This window comes from Caldithrix sp. (assembly GCF_056497305.1).
Genome location: NZ_JBSMDE010000052.1, coordinates 1 through 20386 on the forward strand (window position 1 = coordinate 1; position 20386 = coordinate 20386).

Here is a 20386-nt window from a genome sequence, read left to right on the forward strand (position 1 = left end):
TTTAATTGATTTGTTTATTATTTTGCTTTATTATTAGAAGATATAAGACGATCTAATTTTTTTTCATCGAGTGTTCTCTCGATGTTGTCGTCTTTTTCTTTTTTGGTAAGTAAAATCAATAAAAGACAAGTGTTGAGAATCGTTAATATGAAAATTATATTTAGCATGGCTAACCTCCTGCGGTTGAGTTTTACGCGGCTTCGCCGCGCAATTCACGGTCTATCAGTTCTTTGATAGCCTTTTCGTACTTGGCGCTCTTGCGTTTCCCGGTAAGCAGCATGTGAACGTATTGGGGCGTAACGCCAAGCTTGCGGGCGATCTCGGATTGGTTCACTATTTTCTTATTTTTAAGGATTGGCATGACGTCGTCCTTTTTATTTTAAAATTTTTGTTTATGTTTTTTAACAAATATACAACGTATGTTGTATTGTGTCAAGAAAAAATAATACAAGTGTGGTGTTATGGGTGAAGAAATAAAACGAATGTTGGGTGCAAGAATAAAATCTTCTATTAAAAAATCTGGTAAAACACAGAAGGATATAGCTAAATTATTAGGAATTTCAGAAAATGCATTAGTTAATTATATAAAAGGTAAAAGAATACCTGATGCTATTTTGATAACTAAAATCGCACAAATGTGTGATGTTGATATAGGCTGGCTTCTCACCGGCCAGGGCAGCATGTTTCTGGAGCAGTCGTCCGCCAGCGCAGTAAACGACCATGCGGCAGAGTACCGGGCCAAAGAGCAGGAAATCGCCCGCCTCCGGCAGGAAATAGCGCGCCTGCAATCAGAGCTAAAAAAAATCGACCAGGATGAAGAAAAGGATACAGCTCTCCTGCAAGCTCTTCAAGTTAAAATTAGAGAACTTGAGCTTGAAAATAGAGAGCTTGTTGGCCAAATAAAAATTCTTAAAGAGCTACTTTTAAAGAGGACTTAATTTTTTTTACTATTAAACGCCTGTAAGAAGGCACAATGATGGGTTAAGAATATAAAAAGGTAGGGAGGTGTGTTCAAATTTATCGCATTATGTCATATTTTTCTCTTTTTTTATTATACATGTTTTTTAGTCATAATTTCATTTTTTTCCTTTACTTAATTATCTCAATTTTCTCTTAACTTTATCTCAATCCCCTAATCTTGATTTATGAAGAAGTTAAATTAGAAGTGGACCTTTTCGTAGAAAAAGAAGTAAAATCTGTCGAGGCATTGAACGACATTCATCTTGCACAAATTCTAACCTATTTAAAACTGTCCACTTGTCTATTGGGAATGTTGATTAATTTTAACGTTACATTACAAAAAAATGGTATTAAAAGAGTGGTAAACAATCTTCAGGAAAGTTAATATTGAAAACACCGTTTCAATTATGCAGAGCAAAAGTTTTGCAGTCGCTTTCTTAAAAAAGGTACCGTTTGTAGAGCAGCTGCAGCACAACAAGTTTAGAAATCGGCCATTGATTCGAAAGGAAACAAAACATGAACTTTGGGTTTACAGAGATTCTGATTATTGCCGTAATCATTCTTCTCCTTTTCGGAGGCAAAAAGATACCCCAACTGGCCAAAAGCCTGGGGTCGAGTTTCAGATCATTTAAAAAAGGATTAAAAGAAGCGGACAGGAATGAAGATCACAACTGACAAATAGTAAGTTTGTTTGTCATATTGACAACCAGGCCTAAATAACCGCCTTCCACTTCAAGGATATTTCCCTGAAAAAAGTAATGGCACTCCTTTTGCATTCCTTTCTGAAAAAAATTGAAAAATAAAGGAGGACATAGAAAATGAACATGGAAAAATTTACGATTAAAGCGCAGGAAGCCATAGCCGAAGCGCAACGTCTGGTCACCGATTACGGGCAGCAACAGATCGAGCCCGAACACATCTTAAAGGCGTTGCTTTCCGATCCGGAGGGAGTGGTTCAGGCCATTGTAAAAAAATACGGGGTACCGCTTCCTCAATTAGAGCAAAAGATTGAACAGGCTATTGAAAAGTTTCCGCGTGTTTCGGGTAGCGGACAGGTTTATTTAAGCCGTCGCGCCAATCAGGTAATCAACAACGCGTTTAATGAGGCGCGTGCCTTAAAAGACGAGTTCATCAGTACCGAACATCTCTTTATGTCCATCAGCGAAGAAAAAGAAGGCGATGCCAGCCGCATTCTCAGCTCTTTTGGTTTAACGCGCGAGATGATTTTGCGCGCTTTGATGGAAATTCGCGGTAACCAGCGCGTAACCGATCAAAATCCGGAAGCCAAGTATCAGGCGCTGGAACGCTACGCGCGTGATTTAACCGAGCTGGCACGCAAAGGCAAGCTGGATCCGGTCATCGGTCGGGATGAAGAGATTCGTCGCGTTTTGCAGGTGCTTTCCCGACGCACCAAAAACAATCCGGTGTTGATTGGCGATCCGGGGGTTGGTAAAACCGCTATTGTGGAAGGCATCGCCCACCGCATTGTAAACGGCGATGTGCCGGAAAATTTAAAGGACAAGCGACTGGTAGCTCTGGACTTAGGCGCCTTAATCGCCGGCGCTAAGTTCCGCGGCGAATTTGAAGAACGCTTAAAGGCCGTGATCAAAGAGATTACCGAAGCCGAAGGCCAGATCATTCTGTTTATTGATGAGTTACACACCATCGTTGGCGCAGGCGCAGCCGAAGGCGCTGTGGACGCTTCCAATATGATTAAACCGGCTCTAGCCCGCGGCGAATTGCACACGATTGGCGCCACAACCCTGGATGAATATCGGAAATACATCGAAAAAGACGCAGCTCTGGAACGCCGTTTTCAACCGGTTTTAATTGATGAGCCTACGGTGGAAGATACCATTTCCATATTGCGCGGGCTCAAGGAAAAATACGAAGTGCATCATGGTGTGCGCATTAAAGACTCGGCTCTGGTAGCCGCAGCCGTGCTGTCCAAACGTTACATCAACGATCGCTTTTTGCCGGACAAGGCCATCGACCTGATCGATGAGGCGGCCTCCAAGCTGCGCATCGAAATCGACTCCATGCCGGAAGAACTGGATGATGTGGAACGTCGCCTTAAACAACTGGAAATCGAAATGATGGCCTTGAAAAAAGAAAAAGATGAGGCATCTCAAAAACGGCTGGAGATGCTGAAAGAGGAAAAGGCCAATCTGGAAGAAAAGGCCAAACAATTACGGGCTCAGTGGAAAGCGGAAAAAGAGACCATTCAGCGCATCCGCGAATTGAAATCCAGAATCGAAGATTTCAAAACAGAAATGGAAATCGCGGAACGCGATGGTAAGCTGGACCGCGTGGCCGAGATTCGTTACAGCCTGATTCCAGGAGCGGAAAAAGAGATTGAACAGCTAAATCAGAAATTGTCCGAAATCCAGAAGGACAACCCCATGCTCAAAGAAGAGGTGGATGAAGAAGACATCGCTGAAATTGTTTCGCGCTGGACGGGTATTCCGGTACAACGCATGCTGGAGAGTGAAAAAGAGAAATTGCTAAAAATGGAAGATCGTCTACGTCAACGCGTGGTCGGCCAGGAAGAGGCCATCGTCGCCGTATCAGACGCCGTACGTCGTTCGCGCGCCGGATTGGCGGATCAGAACCGACCGATCGGTTCCTTCATCTTCCTGGGTTCTACGGGTGTTGGTAAAACCGAGTTAGCCAAGGCGCTGGCCGAATTCCTGTTTGATGATGAAAACGCCATGATCCGCATCGACATGTCCGAATACATGGAACGGCACTCGGTATCGCGTCTGATCGGTTCGCCGCCGGGCTATGTGGGTTATGAAGAAGGCGGACAGTTAACCGAGCAGGTGCGTCGTAAACCCTATTCTGTGGTGCTTCTGGATGAAATCGAAAAAGCACATCCCGAGGTCTTTAACATCCTGTTGCAGGTGCTGGAAGACGGTCGTCTAACGGACAATAAAGGCCGGACAGTGGACTTTAAAAATACCATCATCATCATGACTTCGAACCTGGGCGCCAGTTACATCCGCGAAAAAACTGAGAACATCACCCAGGAACGATTGGAAGAAACGTACGAAGAAATTCGCAAAAATGTCATCGAATTCCTGAAACAGAATCTACGGCCCGAATTCCTGAACCGCGTCGATGACATCATCGTGTTCAGACCTTTGAACAAAGATGACATGCGGCAGATCGTTCGTCTGCAATTTGAACGCATTAAGAAGATGCTGGAACAGCAGGATCTCTCTGCTGAGTTAGATGAATCCGCTGTGGAATATCTGGTGGGAAAGGGCTACGATCCGGCATTTGGTGCCCGACCACTCAAACGCTTAATGCAAAAAGAACTGGTCAACGAATTGGCCAAAGAGGTCATTGCCGGTCATCTGGCGCCTGGCGACACGGTGCTCATCTCTGCCAATGCCAGCGGTTTGCAATTCAGCAAGAAGCGACAGGCGGCTTAATAGGAAGGGGATGCATCAGCATCCCCTTTTCTTTTTGCTAAGAAACCGGCACTTGATGCCAAAGCTGGAACGTGGATTGAGGTTGACCCATTTCTTTGCCCCTTACAGGCGATTTGCGCATCTAACACCTCAGTTCAGACATGTTTAACTTAGGAGAGAAAGCCATGGCCAGGATTGAGGCGGATATGACCATAGAAGAAATCGTTGAAGAGCATCCCGAATTAATCAAGCCCATGCAGGAAATGGGCATCCAGTGCATGGTGTGCGGTGAACCGGTCTGGGGCACCTTAAAAGAGCGGATCATCGAAAAGGGCATGCAAGACCGGATGACCGAAATTATTGTACAATTAAATTCGTTAATAGACAAAAAATGATGAAGAAAGGGCCAATCTTGTTTAAGAATTTAAAATGGAAAAAGCTGCTCATTTTTGCTTTTTTAGGCATGGCAGCCGGTTACGCCTACTACTATTTCATCGGTTGTGTGGGCAACAACTGCCCCATTACCAGCAACCCTTACTTAATGACCGGTTACGGTCTGGGCGCCGGTCTGGTTTTAGGCTGGGACACTAAAAAAACAAAGACAGAAAAAAAGGAAGAAGCAAAATAAGATGAAAGTTTTATTTTACATTGTAATGGCTTTTGTGGGTTTTATGGTGTTCATTCAAATCTACGCGCGGCTGCAGGGCCTGTTGAAACGAGGCAAAGCAGTTCCTGCCATCGGTGGGAAGGTGGGCGGCGCGCTGGCCCGAAACGCCCGTACCCTGCTCTACTTTTACACACCAAGCTGCTCGGCCTGTAAAGTCATGACGCCCGTTATCGATCGTTTGCAAAAAGAATTTGACAACATTGTTAAGATAAATCTGGCGCATGATATGGAAATTGGGAAAAAATTTGGCATCATGGGAACGCCCTCGTTGGTGCTGGTGGAAGACAATAAAATCCAATCCTTTGTGGTCGGAGCTAAAAACGAATCATTCATTCGCAAGCTGTTGAATGAAAGCTGAAGGGTTCAATCACCAACGGGCCATTCACCGAAGAGCATCCTTTTTTCCTTGTTCCGCAGTGCCGTAAAATGGCCTTGAAAATGGAGTGCTAACAAGAATCCCTTCCTTTGTTCAGGACCATTACGGCTATTTCTGATATTCAGCCGCCATGCCATTTCTGCCCAAACAGGAATACCTTCCAAATTTCTGGAGGGTCGGTCTCGCACTGGCGATCGGTCTAAATATCATTTTGAGCAGGTCAACGCTTGCCAACCTTTGAAAGGTGTATTTTAATTTTGAGAGACTTTAATTTTATCACCCGGACGGATGCGAACCGAACGCATGTTATTCAGCCGTTTTAGCTCTTCAATTGAGATGCCGTACTTCCGGGAAATATCCCACAGGGTATCCCCTGTTTTTACAGTGTAATAGGTAGCCTTCTCATCGAGTTTATCTTTGTCTTTTGCTTTGCTATTACCTGAGAGATTCTTAACCACCCAGATGGTAAGTTTTTGCTTGGGATAGATGTACTCCCCATATCGTAAGCCATTCCATCTGCGAATGTAGCTGGCTCGTGTATTAAATCGTTCGGCAATATCGCCCAGGGTATCGCCCGGTTTAACCTGGTAAATCACCTTTTTGGCGCCGGGCATTTTAGGGATCACACTGGCCCGACTGAGACTTTTGCGGCGGCTGGATTTGCGGCTGCGCCGCTTATTCAGCGAAGCATAATAATGGGCCCTGTTCTGGGGCACAGGAATCAGCAGGTACTGGCCGGCCCGAATAAAATTGCTCCTCAGTTTATTAATCGATTTAATGACCGACACAGTGGTATGGTATTTTCTGGCGATCAGGGAGAGCGCTTCCCCCGATTTCACACGATGCCTGACCCAGGAACGTTTCTTGTTATCCGGAATTTTAGCATATTCGGTTTTGAATTTTTCTTTTGTTCCTTTCGGTAAGTATAGTGTAAAATTCTTTACCCCAGGCGGGGTTACCCAGCGCAACACAGCCGGGTTGATCTCCCTTATAAAAGCGTAAGTGGTATCCACAATATTGGCAATAACATTTAAGTCGACCGATTCGGAAATGAGTACGGTATCGATTTCCAGAGGGGGATCTTTCTTGACAAAAAAACCGAATTTTTCCGGATTACGGGCAATGATGGTCGCCGCCAGAAACGTGGGCACGTAGTTTTTGGTCTGACGGGGTAAGCGTCTCAATTTCCAGAAATCGCGCGTACGATAGCGCCGGATGTTGTACTTCACCTTTTTGGGATTACAATTGTAGCCGGCCATGGCCAGGTACCAGTCGCCAAAATCCTCGTAAAGATGGCGCAGATGTTTGGCGGCCGCTCTGGTCGCTTTAAATATATCGCGGCGTTCATCAAACCACCAGTTGTGGCGTAAGCCGTAATAACGTCCGGTGGATGATATGAATTGCCAGATGCCCACAGCCCGCGCGTAGGATCGGGCTCTGGGCTGGAAACCGCTTTCGATCATGGCCAGATAAAAGATATCTTCGGGAACACCCTCTTCTTTTAATATCTGTTTGATGATCTTTTCGTAACGGCCGCTGCGTTGTAACCAGCGACTGAACACCTTACGCCCTTTGGTCTGAAAATATTTGATGGCTAAGCGTACTTTGGAATTGATGGTGATGGGAATGGGACCCGAGCTATCGATTACGGTCCCCTCCCCAAAGAGAACTGAATCCGGGAAATTGAGCTCTTCCAATTGCGTGATGTCTTCTCGGATTTCTTCGGCCTCGAGCTCCTGCTCCGGTCCGGCGCCAAGGTAAATTTGTTGATAGGTGCTGTCCATGGCCTGGATCAACGAATCCAATTCTTCCCAATAGGAAAGCGTGTTGCGATCTTCATCAGAGAGTTCAGCCAACTGATTAAAAGCCTGTTCAAAATAAATCTGAGCGCCAATCGTGTCTTTTTCTGCCAGTTTTTGCAAAGCATCATTGTAGTAACTTTTCAGATTTTCCATGCGCAAAACGAGATTTTGCGAAACCCACAAGCTATCGGGCAGAGAATGGGGCAAAGAGGTTTTGGGTAATGTTTGCTTTTGCACAAAAGTATTGACTCCACAAGCCTGCAAAATAATTATGGTGCCAATTAAAACATATATTTTTTTAAGAATCATTCATCTTCCCTGTGTTATGTTTGATCTTGTTTACAATACTCGTAGTAGACCGTCCTTTGATTAAAGGAACGGTTAAAACTTTACCACCGTTTTTTTCTACCACATCCCGCCCTACGATCTCGTTTAGCCGGTAATCTGCACCTTTGACCAGCACATCGGGTTTTACGCGTTTAATCAATTCCAGCGGCGTGTCCTGCTCAAAGATGCAAACCACATCCACAGCTTCCAGACGGGAAAGAACAAAGGCCCGGTCCTCCTGGGGAATGTAAGGACGCTCTTCTCCTTTCAATCGTTGAACAGAAGCATCAGAGTTCAGACCCAGCACCAGAAAATCGGCCTGTTCTTTGGCCGCTTCCAGGTAAGCCACGTGCCCGCGATGAATTAAATCGAAACAGCCGTTGGTAAAAGCAATCGTACAGCCCGGATACTTCCTTCTCAAATCTTCAATAAAGCGTTCGATATGTTGAAAATCTACTATTTCACGCATATTTTAATTGATCTTGTTTTAATTGTCGGAACAGTTCTTCCCCTTTTACCGGAACAATACCCACTTCTTCACAGACCAGTCCGGCAGCGTAATTGGCCATGGTGGCCCCTTCTCTGAAGGTGGCCCCACCTACCAGGGCCGCAGCCATCGTACTAATAACCGTGTCGCCAGCTCCGGAGACATCCGCCACTTTACGTGTGCGCGTAGGAATGTGGTTGGCCTTCCGCCCCTTTTCAATAAGCGACATTCCCCTACCGCCTCGGGTGATAAGCACACACTCTGCATTCAGTAAATCCAGCAGTTCCTGACCTGCCTGCTCCACCTCTTCATCGCTGCTCACCGGTTTTCCTAAAGCGTGTACCGTTTCTTTAATATTGGGCTTAAAGACCGTCACGTCATGGAATTCCAGGAAATTGATAAACTTAGGATCCACCAGAACGGGCTTATTATTTTGAGACGCTTGGCGCGTGACATGCCGGATAAAGGCCTTGCTCAAAACCCCTTTGTTGTAATCTTCTAAAATGATGGCTTCTACCTGGTTAAACAGGGCATCAAAACGTTCGAACAACTGATTTTGCAGCTCGCCATCCACATATTCGATCTTTTCTCGATCCACGCGCGCAATATGTTGATTATCTCCGATGATTCGTGTTTTCAAGGTTGTGGGACGATCGGCAGTGCGCACCACTCCATCTGTAATCAGGTGTATTTCTTTTAGCAGATCGAGCAGAATGTCCCCCGCCCGATCCTGTCCGATGAGCCCCAGGGTAATGGGCTGGCAACCTAATGTTTTCAGATTGATGGAGACGTTGGCCGCGCCGCCTAAATGGTAGGACTCTTGATCGATCTCTACAACCGGCACCGGCGCTTCTGGAGAGAGGCGATGCACATTGCCCCGCAAATACTCATCCACCATCAAATCGCCGATGACCATGATTTTTTTATTCTGAAATCCGGAAAAAATCTGTTCCAGACGCTCCAGACTAAACCGTACCAATCGTAATCTCCCTATTTTACGCTCTGATTGAAAGACTTACTGACCAACCATGATTTCTTCCAAACCATTAAAGAGTCAAATTTAACAAAAATATTGATTTAATCAAAACTAATCGTCTGGCAGGTTAAAACAATAATTTAGCGCAGTAAACTTCCCCTCCTGAGAGTGGCAGATCTAAGTTCCCCTCCTGGGAGGGTTTAGGGGTGGGTTCTCTTCAAAGGTAAAAGGAAAAATGAAAAAAGAAGCAAGATTAAAGAGGAAAGATTAAAATGGAAGAATGGCATTTTATTGAACATCATCGGGTTTGTAAGGGATTAAAATGGTAAACGTAGTTCCTTTATTTAGCACCGATTGCACATCAATGCTGGCCTGATATTCATTCAACATGGTCTTAACCATACTCAAACCCAGTCCAGAGCCGCTGGGAATTCCGGCAGTTTGGCCCTCGGCCTGAGGATTAGCTTTAGTTGTAAAGAAGGGCTCAAAGATGTGTTCACGAGTTCTGGATTCCATGCCACACCCTGTATCCGAAATGGTTAAAACAATATGTTCTTCGTCAAAATCCGTTGTAATTTTAAGAATTTTAACTTCCGAGTTGAGCATGGCGTCAATGGCGTTGTCAATCAAGTTATTAAAAATTTGCGAAAAGTCGCTATAGCGCCCCTTGAACGAAGGCAAGTTGGGATTTAATTCCAGTTGTTTTTTAATCTTATGTTTAAAGAAGAGATTGGCGTTAAAGAATTCCAGTTCCTGTTTAATGAGGGTATTTAAATTGATATTTTCACGGGTCAGGCTCTGTTCTCGTTTGCCTTTCATGACAATGGTGTGCACCAGGTCGGTCATTCGGCTGGTCTGTTCAATGATCTTGTCCACCTCTGGCGTGTCCGGATTTTTCATTTTCAGCAATTCGGCATTGGCCTGAATGATGGCGATGGGATTATTGAGATTGTGGGCAATACCGGCCACTAAGTTGCCGATGGCCGCCATTTTATGGGCGTTCATCAATTGGAGTTCCAGCAGCTGTTCCCGCTGTTGGGCTTTCACCTGTTCAGAGATGTCGATGACAATGCCTTCGATGGCCGGCTTTTTCTGATATTGAATCGGAGCCACCCACAGGCGCAGCATCCGCTGCTGGCCATTGGGTAATTGAGCCGGAATCACGAATTGTACATTGGGAGCCTCGCCACTGAGACAACTTTGTAACTTACTCTGTAGTTCCGAACGGTCCTCGCCCACAAAAAAGTCCAGCAGACTTCTGGAATACAGTTGTTCGATGGATTCACCGCCAAATATTTCTACCGCTTTTCGGTTTAAGTACTGAAACTGATTATCCTGCAGAACAAACACACCTACCAACGATTGCTCAACCAGGTTTTTGTACTTTAATTCGGACTCCCTCAGCTCTTCCACTTTTTGAGCCACCAGCTCTTCCAGGTGTTTCTGGTAAAGTTGTTTCTGCTTTTCTAAATTCTTCCGTTCCTGAAGCAAAAAATAGTGCATCACCGCATTGGCCACCACCTGGAGCAATTGCCGGTTCTTAATAGGTTTTACAAGGTAGTCGAAAACGCCAATGCGGATGGCCCTCTGCGCTTTTTCAATATCGGAACTCCCGGTAATCACTACCACCGGGCTGTCGAACTCATCCTTCTGAATCGATTGAATAAATTCCAGACCATCAATATCCGGCAGGTAAATATCCAGCAATAAAACGGCAAACTGATGCTGGGTCATTAATTGGCGTGCTTCCTGGGCGCTTGAGCAGGTGTAAACATCGTAGTTTTCATGCATTAACAAAGTTTTAAGAGTATCCTGTAGATCGATGTCATCATCGATCAACAATATTTTAGGCTTTAGCTCTACCATTGAGTAGCCTGTTTATCAGATTTTTAATATCTATTGCGAAAAATTCGATGATCAGAAACAGAAGCAGACAGCTAATGCCCGTTAAATAGAAAATACGCGTTATCTTGTCTAACAAGGGAGAGTTAAATTCAGGTAATAGAACTACCAGAACGAAGGCAATGCCCACTGTCCAGCTCAAACTTTTTAAGATGTACTTAAAGATTTTTTCCACCTTTTCCGGAAATTGAGGTTCTTCCGTTTCTTCGCGTTTATTTTGTTTTTTTTCTTTCTGTTTTTGAGCCATCTCAACCTCCTTAATATCCGCTTACAAATCCGGCACCACGGGGATCACTCCAGCCCCAGCGCCCATTCTTGTTAATCAGTATACCCTGAGCCAGTCCCATACCGTTCATAAAAGAAATTCGGTATCCCTCGGCTCTTAAGTTGTGTATTGTATCACGATTGAACCCGTAATTTTCTAAGAAAATGGTGTCTGGCAGCCACTGAAAATGAAATCGGGGCGTTTCAATGGCCCGCCGAATATTCAATTTAAAATCAATCACATTGATCAAAACCTGAGCTACTGTGGTAATGATCTTAGAACCGCCAGGCGAGCCAAGCACCATAAATAGACTGTCATTTTTGGTAACAATCGTAGGCGTCATGGAACTTAACATGCGCTTGCCCGGCTCAATAGCATTGGCTTTATTGCCTACCAGGCCAAACATATTGGGATGACCGGGCCGAATGCTGAAATCGTCCATTTCGTTGTTCATCAAAATGCCCGTTCCGGCAATAACCAGGCCGCTGCCATAATTGCCATTTAACGTGTAGGTATTGGAAACGGCCCAACCTTCCTGATCAACGATCGAAAAATGGGTGGTTTGAGCCGATTCATTGCCTTGAAACAGTCGCTCTGGTCTGGACTCCCCGGCCGTCAATAAAGAGAGATGACGACGGATGGTATCGGCATAGGCTTTAGAAATAAGTTCTTGCACAGGAACCGGAATAAAATCAGCATCTCCTAAAAGGAGCGCCCGATCGCGGTAAGCATGGCGTTCAATTTCGGTTAATAAGTGAATGTATTTGGAGGAATTTAATCCCAGCCTGGCAGGTTCAAATGATTCCAGAGTGTTTAAAATTTCAGCTAACAAGATGCCGCCGGAACTGGGCAGAGGCATGGAAAAGACATCGTAACCGCGATAGTGAATGGCAATCGGTTCACGCCACACGGCCCGATAATTTGCCAGGTCATCAAGAGTGATCAGCCCTCCGTTTTCCTGCATATCGCGGGCTATTAAACGCGCTGTCTGACCAATGTAAAAATCGTGTATTCCTCTTTTGGCAATCCGTTGCAATGTTCTGGCCAGATCTTTTTGAATGAATATTTGCCCTTCTTCAAATGCGCCATCTTGTTTGACAAAAATCTGCCGCGAAGCCGGAAACTCCACAAATTTTTCTCTGGCCTGATTCAAACTCCAGGCCTGAAAAGCGTTCAGCTGAAAGCCTTTTTTGGCATACTGGATAGCCGGCTTAATTAACTCTTTCCATTTCAAACGGCCAAATCGCTGGTGGGCCATCCACAGACCATAAACCGTGCCGGGCACGCCACAGGCTTTGTAGCCGATTAAACTGGCTCCTGGAATAACCTCCCCCTGTTCATCCAGATACATATCGGCAGATGCCTTTAAAGGCGCTTTTTCCCGGTAATCCAGAGCAAACAGTTGATTGTGCGGGCTGCGTATCAGCATGAAACCGCCGCCGCCAATATTGCCGGCGTTGGGGTAAGTTACAGAGAGCGTAAAGGCAACAGCTACAGCGGCGTCCACAGCGTTGCCACCCTTTTTTAAGATGCTAATTCCCACCTCGCTGGCCAGGCGATCGGCTGAAACGACCAGTGCCTTTCCCGCTCTGACCGGTCTGAAATTTTGTCCAAACAGACTCTGGACAAACAATAAAATAAGGAAGAAACGTTTCAGCACAACCATCTTATTTCCTGTTCAAGATGTTCAGAATATCTTCTTCTAAGTACAAAGATTGAGGACTTTCCACAATGCGCCCGATTTCCTGACCGTTCTGGAGAAAAATAAAAGTGGGTACGTATTCAATCTTATAGGTTTGGGGCAGATCATTCGCTAAATGTTTTTTACGATCGACCGCCCACATTTCCACTTTTAAAGAAGACCACCTGACCTCATCCAGAATTTTAAAAAAGTGAGGGACTTCCCTCTTACTGTCCGGGCACCAGGTGCCCAGGAAAATAAGCACCTTAACGTCTGGTTTTAACTGCTTCAATTTTTGAATAACCCTAGCGTTGGGAACATAGTTCTGATATTCCTGCTGCCAGTCCGGGTAATCGAAAAAAAGCTGTTCCAAAGAAATTTTACCATAAAGCATTTCGCGGCCATCCCTTGTTACTTTTTGAGAAACTAATTTTTTCTGTCCTGTGACCATAGTACAGGCTGTCAAAAAAATCATTAATACCCCAAGGGTTAAAAGTAATTTTTTGATGCTTTGCCCCCCAAAAACGTAATTTAAGCTTAAGTTTGAGACCATTACCAACGGCAATCTATTGTTCGGGTGCGACTTCATTTTTAACCACCTTTTTTTTAGGTTTCACAATGCGTTTGGTTACAATACCGGATTGGGTAATCTTTAAATAAGAAATAACCTGCCCCGGAGCAGCCAGGCTATCGAATGTTTGATTGGCCATCTGTAGAGTAATACCAGCAGGATTGCCAATACGCATCTCCAGAACCGAATCAGCGCTAATGTTCAATGGAGTTCTTGGAGAAAGAATTACTTCGTTTGTGTCCGCATGATCTTTAATGTACCTTAGCCAACACCGTTCCCGCGCTACAATGTTTAGGTTCAGACTGTCCTTCTGATTCTTTTCTGCGGATAGGGACACGATGGCCTTTGGGGACGACGCTTTCAGAATATCCATGGCTGTTAGCTCTCTTACTGTCTTATTTCCCGATTTTTCCTGGGGATTGTAGTTTTGAAAAAAGATCACCAGCAAGAGAATAATAATGAGCAGGGGAATGACAATGTAGATCAATTTTAACACGGTAAAGCCAAACACTAATTTTCTTTCGCTACGCGTTTGGGCCTTACGTTGTTTCATTACAGTTGATTTTCCGGGCAGGCGTCCCGTTTGGCGATCAAAAAGATTGAGTAATTCCTGTGTATTTTGCGCTTTGATTTTTTTTAGATAGGTTTTAAAAATGTAACGATCGTAAATTTTGGGCAGATTTTGCCATTGTCCGGCTTCTAAATCTTTTAAAAATTTAAGGTTAATTTTAGTTTGCTCGGCAATTTGCTCCAGAGAAATTCCTTTTTCTTCACGCAAATTTTTGAGTTCTTCTAAAATTTGATTAAATGTTTTTTCCTCTTCCATCCTTTTTCACCTCAATATCTTTAAGCCTCATCTGAATAGCCGTTTTGCCGTTCCAGCGATTTTCTTCCAGAACGTAAGCACAGCTAATCTGACCGTTGGGCTGGTTAAGTAAATCGATTAAATGTCCCAAATTGTAGCCAATGGCATCCAGCACAATGGCATTTTGTTTAAATTTGGCTTTTAAATGGTTATGCCCTACAACGCTGACCAGGCCATAAGGTTTCAGATCGTAGGAGACAAACACAGGGCGCATGTTGCCCGGTCCAAAAGGGGCCAGGTTTTGCAAAGCAGAAAAAAAGCGCGCATTCAGTTGGTCAAAGGTCAATTCCGCATCGATTTTTAATTTGGGAATCAGTTGCTCAATGTCCAGTTCTTCTTCGGAGATCATATTAATTTCCCGATCAAGAATGGGAATATTTTCCGGTAAAATGGTCAATCCGGCAGCAAATTTGTGGCCGCCAAAATTGATAAATAAATGCTTCAGCTTTTTAAACCCTTCGTAGATATCGAAATTGCCTGTGGAGCGGGCAGAACCCTTCCCCACGCCATCCTGGATGGAAATCAAAATGGTAGGCCGGTTGAACTTTTCCATGATGCGCGAAGCCACAATACCAATTACCCCCGTATGCCAATTTTCTTTGGCTAAAACGAGCACGCGTTTTGATTCGAGATCGATCTCATTATGGATTAATTCCAGGGCTTCTTCAAAGGTAATTTCATCAATATCTTTACGATTTCGGTTCTCGTACTCCAGAATGCGGGCAATGTTTCGCCCCTGCTGAAAACTGCGCGTGGTTAACAGATGAACAGCTTTTTTGGCATTGGACATTCTGCCCACGGCATTTAAGCGCGGCGCCAGAACAAAGACTATTGTGTTGACGGTTAAGGGCCGGCCCAACAAACCACTGGTCTCTAAAAGCGCCATCAGTCCAGGACGTGGTTTTTGATTGATCATTTTTAAGCCCTGATACATGAAAATCCGATTTTCATCCAGGAGTTGAACAATATCAGCCGCAGTACCCAACGCCACCAGATCGAGGTACTGATTGGGAAAATTACGATCCAACTTCAACTTATAGGTCAATGCCTGCAGCACTTTAAAGGCCACACCGCAACCGGCCAGTTCCTTAAAGGGATAGGGATTTCCAGGCAATTTGGGATTTAAAACGGCCACAGCATCCGGGATGGTTTCGCTCGGTTCATGGTGATCGCAAATGATGACATCCATACCCAGTTCGCGGGCAAATTCCACCTCATCCACAGCTGTAATGCCGCAATCCACTGTAATGATCAAAGAAGTGCCTTTTTCCTTAGCCACCTTAATTCCTTCTACCGAAACGCCGTAGCCTTCCCGAAAACGGCTGGGGATAAAGAAAGAAACTTTGCCTCCCAGGTAGAACAAGCCATCGTACAAAATAGACACACTGGTCACGCCATCCACATCATAGTCGCCGTAGATTAAAATGTTTTCGCCGTCACGCAGAGCACGAATAATGCGCTCCACAGCCACATCCATTCCGGACATCAGAAAGGGATCGTAGAGGTTCTCGAGGCTCAGATCGTAAAATTTCTTGATTTTTTCTGGTGTGTCAATACCCCGCTGAATGAGGATTTGAGCGATGACGGGAGGCAGATCGAACTTGCGCGCTACTTTTTGAACGCGTTCGGCCCTGATTTTCGGTGGAAGAATCCATTGATAAATCATTGTAATTTTAAACAGGTCCGGATCAACCTGTAAGCCGAATTCTGTATCCCGCAGCGCGGGATGGTGGCCATTTATCTTAGCCAACCGTTGCCGATTGGCTTGAGCAACCTACCCTGAAGTGTGCCCCGAAAAAAATCGGGACGCGCACCGGGCCGTACGCCCCCGTGAAAACGGGATCCTTCTCTATTTGGTCTTGCATCAGATTGGGTTTGTCCTACCTCCGCTTTTGGTACCACATGGGCATTCCTGCTGGAACGGAGTGGTGAGCTCTTACCTCACCTTTTCACCCTTATCCCACCTAGATGGGACGGTATTTTTTCTGCGACACTCTCCGTCAGCGATACGCTGCCCCTGATTTCTCAGGGAATCCTGCCCTCCGATGTTCGGACTTTCCTCCCCGGGCCGTAGAACCCGGAGCGGCCACCCGGTTCATCCGGACCTATTTATCCTTTTTTTATTTTACTCTTCAACGTAAACCAGGATCCGTCCACAGAATTCGCAGGTGTAGATCTTCTCCATTTTACGAATTTCTACAATTTTTTGCGGCGGAATATAGGAAAAACAGCCACCGCAGACGCCGTTTTCCACACGCGCTATGCCCTGTCCGTCTCGAGCACTGCGTACCAACTCATACGTTTTAATGATCTGTGGATCGGTCTTTTTGATCAAAATTTCCCGTTCATTATTCAGTAAATTCTCTTCTTCGGCCGTTGCCGTCAGTTTCTTTTCCAGCTCTACCTTGTTTTCTTCTAATTCGGCTCCAATCTTTTCCAGCTCTTTATTTAATTGCTCGATTTCCTCTTCCAGTTTTTCGATCATTTCCTGGTTGTTAAGCAGTTCTTCTTCACTTTCCTGCAATTTTTCCTTGGTCGTATCCGTTTCTGCCATAATCGCATCATATTCACGATTAGTCTTGACCTGATACAATTTTTCCTCAAACTGCTCCAGTTTTGCCTTGGCTTCTTCGATCAGCAATTCCAGCTCTTTCTGGCGCACTTTAGTACTCTTAAGCAGCTGATTCTTCTCTTCTAACAGTTCCTTCTTTTGTTTAAATTTATTTTCCAGTTCTTCAACAATTAAAGGTAAGTCGCCGCGTTCGGCCCGCAATTCGTCCAACCGATTATCAATCTCTTGTAACTCAACCAGAGCGTACAATGTTTTTTGCAATTTCAATACCTCCTTGATTTATATAAAAAAAGTGCATTCACCATATATGCGAATGCACTTTTTAAAATGAAACTTAAATTCTGACCTGATTGCTGAAATTCTTCTGGAATTCCTTTCATCAATGTTCCTAAAATTTTTTGATTTGTGGGCCCACAGGGACTCGAACCCCGGACCAGCCGATTATGAGTCGGCCGCTCTAACCAACTGAGCTATGGGCCCTGACTAACGAGCATTTAATTTATCAAACCAACCCTATAAAATCAAATCAAATTTTTTCAATTCTGAATATCCCCTGACAATCTTATAGAATAATAACTGAGTCATCAGAGTAACAACCATTAATCATTTACAAAGCCATGAATGTACAAAAGAGCTTCTATTAATTAAAATTTACGAATTAAAAATTATTTTGTGAAAGGGCAAGTTATGCCCATCCAGGCGGTGGGAGCCGGTCGTTCTATTCCCGCAAAATGAGATGATGAATCCCGTGCATTTTAAGCGTTCTTTCATCCCAAAGATCTGTGAAAAACAGCGCGGCCCTTCGAGATATTTTGAACCGGGATTAATGCGATTGAAAGATGGCTTTGATTACGTTGCTCAACGGAAAGGGCATTGCCAAATATCAGGGACAAATTTCCGACCTCAGACAAGCCAAATCCTGGTAATCCTGAAATCAGGCAAATCAAGGTTCAAAATCAGTTTTGAACCGGGATTAATGGGAGTGAAAGATGGCCTTGATTGCGTTGCTCAACGGAAAGTACATTGCCAAATATCAGGGACAAATGTCCGACCTCAGACAAGCCAAATCCTGGTAATCCTGAATTCAGGCAAATCAAGGTTCAGAATCAAGCAAATCACGGTCAGGTTTTGAACCGGGATTAATGGGATTGAAAGATGGCCTTGATTACGTTGCTCAACGGAAAGTGCATTGCCAAATATCAGGGACAAATTTCCGACCTCAGACAAGCCAAATCCTGGTAATCCTGAAATCAGGCAAATCAAGGTTCAGAATCAAGCAAATCACGGTTCAAAACACTGTGCCCAATTTTTGTCCTGTAAAGTACTATTTTTAAAAATATGAATTGCCTGTGAAAAGAGAAATATAGGCATCATTAACAAAATCAATACTTTGATGTTGATTAATCTTTTCATAATATTCCCTTTCTATTTATTTCTTACACCTTTTAATATGTAGGCTAATTCATTTTTATAACCTACAATTACTACAAAGTTATTTTTTATTTTTACTGCGGTAAATTCGCCATAAAAAGTAGGTAATTCATCATTTGTATAATGTTTCCAGCTTAATCCATTAAAATGTGAAACCAAACCATAAGCGCCTACCACAAAAATATCATTAACATCACTGCCACGAATGTTGCTCTTCCATAATTTGGGATGTCCGCTCAAATACTGCCAATCCGCTTTTTCACAATAAGGATGTTGTGCTCTAAATACACCATCTCCTGTTATGTAATAATCCTTCCCAGCCTTAAACCATACACTTTGTTCGGCAATCCTTAATCCTGTCGTATCCAGATGGCTAATTGTTTCATCATTAATTCTTATTAGAGTCAGACCTCTTCCATAGTACATCTGAGAGGCTAAGGCTAATATTTCTAATTTACCTGTATGAATATTAATATCTCCCCAAATATCGTGAATATCATAATTTGTCCCGCTCTCGATCCGCTGCCACTTCTGCCCGTCGTAATGCGCAATTAAACCGCCATTGCCCACGATGTACAAATCACGATCCGAAGTGCCCCAGATTTTGTTGACTGTTTTATCATAAAATTGATTTAAAACAGGATTCCAATTTTTTTCAAATCTACTTCCATTCCAGTGTATTAAATTTGTAACACCAAACCACACATCATTATTTGAAAAAGCATAAACACAAGTTAACTCAGAAACATATCCATCCCAATCTATCTTCTTCAACTCCCACTTTTCCCCGTCCCAGTGGGCGGCGTTGTAGGGCTGCACCCACTTCGTGCTGTCGGCGTTCCATTGATCGGTATCTTTAGTGTGTATTTCACCTACCGCCCAAATATCGTTTTCATCAATAATGGCCACGTCGTAAAAGCTGCTGCTGCCGCCCTGCCCGCCAAATTCAAAGGTTTGCCACTCAAAGTCGTGGCTGGTTGTGTCCATGGTGGTGGCGGTTACGGTTACGCTTTTAGCAAGGAGTTTTCCGCCATCGTAAAGATCGGCCCTGAATTCGTAACCGGTGTTGGGCCAAAGACCGTCCACGTACAGCAGACTATCGGCGGTGGTCAGGGGCTTTTCCAGAATCAGTTTATCGTCTTTAAACAGTTTGAGCGTTTTATTCAGGTAATCGGTTTTAGTTTTAAGGCTCAGCCAGGCTCCGGTGCAGGAAACGTCCAATACCTGAAGCTGCATGTTCTGCGGGCTGTAAACGGGGTCGGTGCTTTTTTTGCAAGAATAAAAAAGAAGGAAAAAGGAAAAAAGAAAAAGGAAAAAGGAAAAAGTTCTTTTGTTTTTGCCTTGCATGGGATTACTCCTGTTGTTTGTACGGTTGTGGGCGTTGCTAATTTACGGAGGCGAACGGCCGTTAACAAGGGAAACGTTAAGATGATATAAGTTGAATAGTTGAATTTTGTGTGTAAAGGCGATGGTGGGAATTTTTCCATGCGCAATGCGGGGGGGGGTACGGCTGTACACCAGCTATTATTTTAAACAAATAAATTTGAGTAAAGACTAACAATGGACAAAATCTTAAATAACTGGCCTTAATAATACGGTCGCTCCCCATAACATGGCCTTTCTTTAACATTCTAAAAGTCCCTTTTGGCCTGGCCTTCCATGGGGATTAAACATAACATTTTAATAAAGAACGGATTGCTTAAACACAAATCCGGAAGTTAGATTAAAAATACTGATTTCAGATATAAAAAAAATTTAATTGCTGTCAAGAGGCGCTTGAAAAATTAATTTTTAACTTCTGGCGCTTTTTACCACAAAGTGCACAGAGAAGCAACAAAAGACACGGAGATTTTGTATTTTTTATTTTCCTCAGTGCTCTCTGAGCCTCCTCCGTGTCCTTTGTGATAAAAAAGCCACTGGCCCTTTTGAACCAGAGGCTTACAGAAATTTAACTTTCTTGACTAAGCCGTTTTCAATTTTAATTCAAAATTCAACATTTTTCATTCTTTTTAATATGCATCATTTTCTTTGATTGCGCAAAACCTTTTTCCGTGGTCAAACGGTAAATGTACACGCCGCTGGCCAGGT

Annotated in this window: 20 protein-coding genes, 1 tRNA gene and 1 other RNA gene; 8 read left to right on the plus strand and 14 right to left on the minus strand. The window is 44.0% G+C overall.

What is annotated here, in order from left to right; genetic code table 11:
* Positions 1-190: 190 nt before the first annotated feature.
* Positions 191-361: a helix-turn-helix domain-containing protein gene (locus tag ACWB0I_RS04285; protein ID WP_479386802.1), complete on the minus strand. Its 171-nt coding sequence runs from the start codon at positions 359-361 to the stop codon at positions 191-193.
* Between the two features lie 100 nt (positions 362-461).
* Between ACWB0I_RS04285 and ACWB0I_RS04290 the strand changes: the two genes are divergently transcribed.
* The 7 genes from ACWB0I_RS04290 (at position 462) to ACWB0I_RS04320 (ending at position 5401) form a co-directional block, all read left to right on the plus strand.
* On the plus strand, positions 462-938 hold the full coding sequence (locus tag ACWB0I_RS04290) for a helix-turn-helix domain-containing protein (protein WP_479386803.1): 477 nt from the start codon (positions 462-464) through the stop codon (positions 936-938).
* A gap of 200 nt (positions 939-1138) precedes the next feature.
* Complete coding sequence (locus ACWB0I_RS04295; RefSeq protein WP_479386804.1) at positions 1139-1345, plus strand: GxxExxY protein; 207 nt, start codon at positions 1139-1141, stop codon at positions 1343-1345.
* Between the two features lie 131 nt (positions 1346-1476).
* Positions 1477-1635, plus strand: coding sequence for a twin-arginine translocase TatA/TatE family subunit (gene tatA, locus ACWB0I_RS04300; RefSeq protein WP_479386805.1), 159 nt, complete (start codon positions 1477-1479; stop codon positions 1633-1635).
* A 143-nt stretch (positions 1636-1778) separates the two neighbouring features.
* Complete coding sequence (gene clpB / locus ACWB0I_RS04305; protein WP_479386806.1) at positions 1779-4397, plus strand: ATP-dependent chaperone ClpB; 2619 nt, start codon at positions 1779-1781, stop codon at positions 4395-4397.
* Positions 4398-4561: 164 nt separating this feature from the next.
* On the plus strand, positions 4562-4771 hold the full coding sequence (locus tag ACWB0I_RS04310) for a DUF1858 domain-containing protein (protein WP_479386807.1): 210 nt from the start codon (positions 4562-4564) through the stop codon (positions 4769-4771).
* Positions 4772-4788: 17 nt separating this feature from the next.
* Positions 4789-5004 carry a hypothetical protein gene (locus ACWB0I_RS04315; protein ID WP_479386808.1) on the plus strand — a complete coding sequence of 72 codons (216 nt, stop codon included), beginning with the start codon at positions 4789-4791 and terminating at the stop codon, positions 5002-5004.
* A 1-nt stretch (position 5005) separates the two neighbouring features.
* Positions 5006-5401 (plus strand): thioredoxin family protein, encoded by a 396-nt coding sequence (locus tag ACWB0I_RS04320; RefSeq protein WP_479386809.1) that lies wholly within the window; start codon positions 5006-5008, stop codon positions 5399-5401.
* A gap of 269 nt (positions 5402-5670) precedes the next feature.
* Here ACWB0I_RS04320 and ACWB0I_RS04325 read toward each other — a convergent pair whose 3' ends face one another.
* From ACWB0I_RS04325 to ACWB0I_RS04385, 13 genes are all read right to left on the minus strand, one after another.
* Positions 5671-7530, minus strand: a complete 1860-nt coding sequence (locus ACWB0I_RS04325; protein ID WP_479386810.1) for a lytic transglycosylase domain-containing protein — start codon at positions 7528-7530, stop codon at positions 5671-5673.
* Entirely contained in the window at positions 7520-8017 is a 498-nt protein-coding gene (gene rfaE2, locus ACWB0I_RS04330; protein ID WP_479386811.1) for a D-glycero-beta-D-manno-heptose 1-phosphate adenylyltransferase, read from the minus strand. The genes ACWB0I_RS04325 and rfaE2 overlap by 11 nt, the downstream gene beginning before the upstream one ends.
* Positions 8010-9014: a D-glycero-beta-D-manno-heptose-7-phosphate kinase gene (gene rfaE1 / locus ACWB0I_RS04335; protein ID WP_479386812.1), complete on the minus strand. Its 1005-nt coding sequence runs from the start codon at positions 9012-9014 to the stop codon at positions 8010-8012. Before rfaE1 ends, rfaE2 begins: the two co-directional genes overlap by 8 nt.
* 285 nt (positions 9015-9299) lie before the next feature.
* On the minus strand, positions 9300-10877 hold the full coding sequence (locus ACWB0I_RS04340) for a two-component system sensor histidine kinase NtrB (protein ID WP_479386813.1): 1578 nt from the start codon (positions 10875-10877) through the stop codon (positions 9300-9302).
* Positions 10858-11160, minus strand: a complete 303-nt coding sequence (locus tag ACWB0I_RS04345) for a hypothetical protein (protein WP_479386814.1) — start codon at positions 11158-11160, stop codon at positions 10858-10860. Before ACWB0I_RS04345 ends, ACWB0I_RS04340 begins: the two co-directional genes overlap by 20 nt.
* Before the next feature lie 10 nt (positions 11161-11170).
* Positions 11171-12844 (minus strand): gamma-glutamyltransferase, encoded by a 1674-nt coding sequence (ggt, locus tag ACWB0I_RS04350; protein WP_479386815.1) that lies wholly within the window; start codon positions 12842-12844, stop codon positions 11171-11173.
* Between the two features lies 1 nt (position 12845).
* Positions 12846-13334 (minus strand): TlpA family protein disulfide reductase, encoded by a 489-nt coding sequence (locus tag ACWB0I_RS04355; protein WP_479386816.1) that lies wholly within the window; start codon positions 13332-13334, stop codon positions 12846-12848.
* Positions 13335-13425: 91 nt separating this feature from the next.
* Positions 13426-14256, minus strand: coding sequence for a RodZ domain-containing protein (locus ACWB0I_RS04360; protein WP_479386817.1), 831 nt, complete (start codon positions 14254-14256; stop codon positions 13426-13428).
* Positions 14234-15961: a single-stranded-DNA-specific exonuclease RecJ gene (recJ, locus tag ACWB0I_RS04365; RefSeq protein WP_479386818.1), complete on the minus strand. Its 1728-nt coding sequence runs from the start codon at positions 15959-15961 to the stop codon at positions 14234-14236. Before recJ ends, ACWB0I_RS04360 begins: the two co-directional genes overlap by 23 nt.
* Before the next feature lie 14 nt (positions 15962-15975).
* Positions 15976-16397, minus strand: an RNA gene (rnpB, locus tag ACWB0I_RS04370) — RNase P RNA component class A.
* Between the two features lie 23 nt (positions 16398-16420).
* On the minus strand, positions 16421-17128 hold the full coding sequence (locus ACWB0I_RS04375; protein WP_479386819.1) for a zinc ribbon domain-containing protein: 708 nt from the start codon (positions 17126-17128) through the stop codon (positions 16421-16423).
* 145 nt (positions 17129-17273) lie between these two features.
* Positions 17274-17347: transfer RNA gene (locus ACWB0I_RS04380), tRNA-Ile, on the minus strand.
* Positions 17348-18292: 945 nt separating this feature from the next.
* Positions 18293-19072: a hypothetical protein gene (locus tag ACWB0I_RS04385; protein ID WP_479386820.1), complete on the minus strand. Its 780-nt coding sequence runs from the start codon at positions 19070-19072 to the stop codon at positions 18293-18295.
* A 21-nt stretch (positions 19073-19093) separates the two neighbouring features.
* On the opposite strand from ACWB0I_RS04385, the gene ACWB0I_RS04390 reads away from it, so the two are divergent.
* On the plus strand, positions 19094-19735 hold the full coding sequence (locus ACWB0I_RS04390) for a hypothetical protein (protein WP_479386821.1): 642 nt from the start codon (positions 19094-19096) through the stop codon (positions 19733-19735).
* Positions 19736-20386: the final 651 nt, after the last annotated feature.

Coding starts and splice junctions, on each gene's coding strand:
- ACWB0I_RS04340 (WP_479386813.1), bottom strand. CDS start 10,877: ATGGTAGAGCTAAAGCCTAAAATATTGTTGATCGATGATGACATCGAT.
- recJ (WP_479386818.1), bottom strand. CDS start 15,961: ATGATTTATCAATGGATTCTTCCACCGAAAATCAGGGCCGAACGCGTT.
- ACWB0I_RS04360 (WP_479386817.1), bottom strand. CDS start 14,256: ATGGAAGAGGAAAAAACATTTAATCAAATTTTAGAAGAACTCAAAAAT.
- ACWB0I_RS04290 (WP_479386803.1), top strand. CDS start 462: ATGGGTGAAGAAATAAAACGAATGTTGGGTGCAAGAATAAAATCTTCT.
- ACWB0I_RS04285 (WP_479386802.1), bottom strand. CDS start 361: ATGCCAATCCTTAAAAATAAGAAAATAGTGAACCAATCCGAGATCGCC.
- ACWB0I_RS04355 (WP_479386816.1), bottom strand. CDS start 13,334: ATGATTTTTTTGACAGCCTGTACTATGGTCACAGGACAGAAAAAATTA.
- ggt (WP_479386815.1), bottom strand. CDS start 12,844: ATGGTTGTGCTGAAACGTTTCTTCCTTATTTTATTGTTTGTCCAGAGT.
- rfaE2 (WP_479386811.1), bottom strand. CDS start 8,017: ATGCGTGAAATAGTAGATTTTCAACATATCGAACGCTTTATTGAAGAT.
- ACWB0I_RS04345 (WP_479386814.1), bottom strand. CDS start 11,160: ATGGCTCAAAAACAGAAAGAAAAAAAACAAAATAAACGCGAAGAAACG.
- ACWB0I_RS04325 (WP_479386810.1), bottom strand. CDS start 7,530: ATGATTCTTAAAAAAATATATGTTTTAATTGGCACCATAATTATTTTG.
- ACWB0I_RS04320 (WP_479386809.1), top strand. CDS start 5,006: ATGAAAGTTTTATTTTACATTGTAATGGCTTTTGTGGGTTTTATGGTG.
- tatA (WP_479386805.1), top strand. CDS start 1,477: ATGAACTTTGGGTTTACAGAGATTCTGATTATTGCCGTAATCATTCTT.
- ACWB0I_RS04310 (WP_479386807.1), top strand. CDS start 4,562: ATGGCCAGGATTGAGGCGGATATGACCATAGAAGAAATCGTTGAAGAG.
- clpB (WP_479386806.1), top strand. CDS start 1,779: ATGAACATGGAAAAATTTACGATTAAAGCGCAGGAAGCCATAGCCGAA.